This is a genomic window from Corynebacterium sp. HMSC034B08 (assembly GCF_001835805.1).
Lineage (GTDB): Bacteria > Actinomycetota > Actinomycetes > Mycobacteriales > Mycobacteriaceae > Corynebacterium > Corynebacterium coyleae.
Genome location: NZ_KV825939.1, coordinates 73,547 through 77,352, shown reverse-complemented (window position 1 = coordinate 77,352; position 3,806 = coordinate 73,547). Strand labels below are relative to the sequence as shown.

Here is a 3,806-nt window from a genome sequence, read left to right as displayed (position 1 = left end):
GAGTAGGTTACCGCCGACCCAACAACTTCACACAAAAACACCCAGAGCCCAGCACCACCCGTGCTGCACTCTGGGTGTTTTTTCACATTCCCATCCCTCTACATTTCGTTGGTGACCACCAACTAGTCCGCAACACAGAATGCGAGACGCATCGAGCATCACTATGCCACTGCATAGTTGGCGTACACCCATTAGTCCGCAATGCAGAATCAGGAACAGTGCGGGCGTCACTATGCCGCCGCATAGTCGTTGCGGCACCCCCAATTTTCCACAATGCAGAATCAGAAACATTGCGTGCCTGACTATGCGACTGCATAGTCGTTGGCGTACACCCGTTAGTCCGCAATGCGGAGCGGGAGACTGAACGGGTTCCACTATGCCGCTGCATAGTCGTTGGTGTCCACCAACTTGTCCGCAATGCAGAGTCAGTGGCAGAACGGGCTGGCCTATGCCACGGCATAGTCACCGGCGATCACCGGGCTATTCCGCAATGCAAATTGGGAGACGCCACGGGCATCACTATGCCGCCGCATAGTTGGTGCCCACCCACTTGTCCGCAATGCGGAGTCGGTTCCCACGGTGCTTGGTTGCGCTCTTTGAAAAGTAGCCCAAAGCGCTCCGCCAAAAGTAGCCCACCACCCATGCCGAAATAGATGGTGGGCGCCCACTAGTCCGCAACGCAGAGTCCATAACGCCACGGGCACCACTATGCCGCTGCATAGTTGTTGGCTGGAGCCATTTGTCTGGAATGCGGAGACGGAAACGGGATTCGATATGCTATGTCGCTGCAAAGTCGTTGGGGTTTCACCAACTTGTCCGCAATGCGGAGTTAGAAACTGTGCGGGCCTGACTATGCGACTGCATAGTGGACGCTGACTTGTCTCAACTATGTCGCTGCATAGTCATTGGGGTTCACCAAATTGTCCGCAATGCGGAGTGAGAAGGGGATCGATACCCACCAAGCCAATGCATGGGCATCGGGAGAGGGCAGGGGGGAGGTCCAACTGTCCGTAACGCGGAGTCATCGCCTTCACACCACCGAAGCCCCCACTAAAGCCACCTGCGCACTTCTGTGAATGCAAAATGAAGCTCAACTGGCTGCAGGATTTTACACTCCGCCCAGGTTGGCGAATGGTGTGATGTGGGGTTTTGCATTGGCGTGCGGGGCAGGGTTGTCGGCAAGGCCAATGGGGGCTGCCGGCGTGGCGCAGAGCGGACGAAACGGCCGGCGCGGGGCGGCAGGGGCCGAACAGCCCCCCAACAGCCAAGCGCTCCCAACAGCCCCAACAACCTCAAAAAACAAACAGAGAACTACAACTCCACGACGGTGTTCTTGGACTGCTCGAGGAGGTCCTTCTTCTTGCGGGCGCGCTCGAGTTTGGACCACTGGTCGCCGGGTACGGCGTTGCGGGCCTCGTCGATGACGGCGACGTCCGGGGTGCCCCAGGCGATCGGCATCGGGGTGACCATCTGCCACATCTTCTTGTTCTGGGCGGAGCGCTGCGCACCGACGGCGGCGACGGGGACCTTGGTGCCCACCTTGTCGGAAGTGTTCGGGATCGGGTGATAGACGCGGGAGGTGATGCCCCAGCGGGGCGGCAGGGAGGGCTCGACGTTCATGTTCACCAGGGCGGTCAGAGTGATGGTGGTGCCGACGCGTTCGGTGATGATGGCTGGGGCCAGCGGGTTGGCGTCGTAAAGTTCTTGCGTCTTGCCTACGCTGCGGGGGATGAGCAGGCCCACGACGAGCATCATGAGGCCGAAGAGAGCGAGGCCGAAGGTGCCCAGGGTGTGCCAGGGGGATTCGGGGTCGACGAAGAACCAGACGGCTGCGGCGCCGAGTAAGGAGATCACAAAGAGGGCGACGCCCGAAGCGACGAGGCTGCGGGTGTCGCGGATCATTTCGTTGTGTTGCTTTGCGTACTCTTCGTCGACGTCGAACTTGAAAACCTTCATGGGGAAGAGTTTAGAGGTCGGAGGCGTCGACGAGTCGATACGCGTAGCCCTGCTCGGCGAGGAAGCGCTGGCGGTGGATGGCGTATTCGGCGTCGAGGGTGTCGCGGGCGACAACGGTGTAGAACACGGCCTCTGCGCCGTCGGCCTTCGGGCGCAGCAGCCGGCCCAGGCGCTGCGCTTCCTCTTGGCGGGAGCCGAAGGTGCCGGAGACCTGGATGGCCACGGCGGCTTCGGGCAGGTCGATGGAGAAGTTCGCCACCTTGGACACCACAAGGGTGGAGATTTTACCGTCGCGGAAAGCCTGGAAGGCTTGTTCGCGTTTCTTGGTGGTGGTTTTGCCGTCGACAAGTGGGGCGTCGATGCGCGCGGCGATCTCCTCGAGTTGGTCGACGTAGGCGCCGATGATCAAGGTCTGCTGACCTTCATGTTTTGCAAGCAGCTTATCGACGACCCCAAGCTTCGCCTTCGAACACGCCGCCAACCGGTAGCGTTCGCGGGTTTCGGCGGTGGCGTAGGTGAGGCGTTCGTCGTCGCCAAGTGTGGTGCGCACTTCGACGCATTCGGCGGTGGCGATGTAGCCGGCCATTTCGAGTTCTTTCCAGGGGGCGTCGTAACGCTTGGGGCCGATGAGGGAGAACACGTCGTCCTCGCGGCCGTCCTCGCGCACCAGCGTGGCGGTCAGGCCCAGGCGCCGGCGGGACTGGAGGTCGGCGGCCATGCGGAAGACGGGGGCGGGCAGAAGGTGGACTTCGTCGTAGATGATGAGGCCCCAGTCGCGGGAGTCGAAAAGTTCGAGCGCGCGGTATTCACCCTTCGTCTTGCGGGTGACCACCTGGTAAGTGGCGATGGTGACCGGGCGGATCTCCTTCTTCTCCCCGGAGTACTCGCCGATCTCCTCGGGCGTGAGCGTGGTGCGGCGCAGCAGCTCGTCGCGCCACTGGCGGCCCGCGACGGTGTTGGTGACCAGGATGAGCGTGGTGGTCTGCGCCTGCGCCATCGAGGCCGCACCCACAATGGTTTTGCCCGCGCCGCACGGCAACACGACGACGCCGGAGCCACCTTCCCAGAAGGACTCGGCGGCGTACTGCTGGTAGTCGCGCAACTTCCAACCGTCGTGGTTGAGCGCGATCGGGTGGGACTCGCCGTCGACGTATCCCGCGAGGTCCTCCACAGGCCAGCCGAGTTTGGTCAGTTCCTGTTTGATTTGGCCGCGGGCGGATGGGTGGACGGGGATGGTGGTGTCGTCGATACGCGATGCGACCAGCGGAATGATCTTCTTGGAGCGGGTGACCTCGGTGAGGATCGCTGGGTCGTCCGCCTCGAGGATGAGCCCGTGCGCGGGGTGCTTGACCAGCTTGAGGCGACCGTAGCGCGCCATGGTCTCCGCAACATCCACGAGCAGCGGCTGCGGGACGGGGAAGCGGGAGAACCGTTCGAGCACGTCAACGGCCTGCTCCGCGTCGAAGCCGGCAGCGCGTGCGTTCCACAACGCGAGCGGGGTGATGCGGTAGGTGTGGATATGCTCAGGTGCTCGCTCGAGCTCCGCAAACGGGGCGAGCGCGGCACGGGCCTTGGGTGCGTCCGGGTGCGCGACCTCGAGCAGCACAGTCTTGTCCGACTGGACGATAAGCGGGCCGTCGCCGAGAGCCATGTGATCTACTCCTCCTGTTCGTAGGCGTTGGTAGTCTACGGGCATGGCTGCGAAAAACACATCCGTTGTCCTCGGCGAACGCTACGACAAATTCATCGCCCAACTGCTCGAAGACGGCCGCTACGCCTCCGCCAGCGAAGTCCTGCGCGAAGGCCTGCGGCTAGTGGAGGAGCGAGAGCAGAAGTTTAAGGCACTACGC

3 protein-coding genes are annotated in these 3,806 nt (G+C 62.2%); 1 reads left to right on the top strand and 2 read right to left on the bottom strand.

Features of this window, described 5'->3' with window-relative positions; all coding sequences use genetic code 11:
* Positions 1-1,311 precede the first annotated feature (1,311 nt).
* Together HMPREF2656_RS04440 and HMPREF2656_RS04435 are read right to left on the bottom strand one after the other, a co-directional pair.
* Positions 1,312-1,956 (bottom strand): DUF3239 domain-containing protein, encoded by a 645-nt coding sequence (locus tag HMPREF2656_RS04440; RefSeq protein WP_070815968.1) that lies wholly within the window; start codon positions 1,954-1,956, stop codon positions 1,312-1,314.
* A gap of 10 nt (positions 1,957-1,966) precedes the next feature.
* Complete coding sequence (locus HMPREF2656_RS04435) at positions 1,967-3,607, bottom strand: DNA repair helicase XPB (RefSeq protein WP_070815967.1); 1,641 nt, start codon at positions 3,605-3,607, stop codon at positions 1,967-1,969.
* A 43-nt stretch (positions 3,608-3,650) separates the two neighbouring features.
* Here HMPREF2656_RS04435 and HMPREF2656_RS04430 point away from each other — a divergent pair.
* A partial coding sequence (locus HMPREF2656_RS04430) for a type II toxin-antitoxin system ParD family antitoxin (RefSeq protein WP_141761009.1) occupies positions 3,651-3,806 on the top strand: 156 nt, incomplete at its 3' end.

What these genes read in the sequence shown, in the direction of transcription:
- HMPREF2656_RS04440 (WP_070815968.1), bottom strand. Translation starts at nt 1,956, where the DNA reads ATGAAGGTTTTCAAGTTCGACGTCGACGAAGAGTACGCAAAGCAACAC.
- HMPREF2656_RS04435 (WP_070815967.1), bottom strand. Translation starts at nt 3,607, where the DNA reads ATGGCTCTCGGCGACGGCCCGCTTATCGTCCAGTCGGACAAGACTGTG.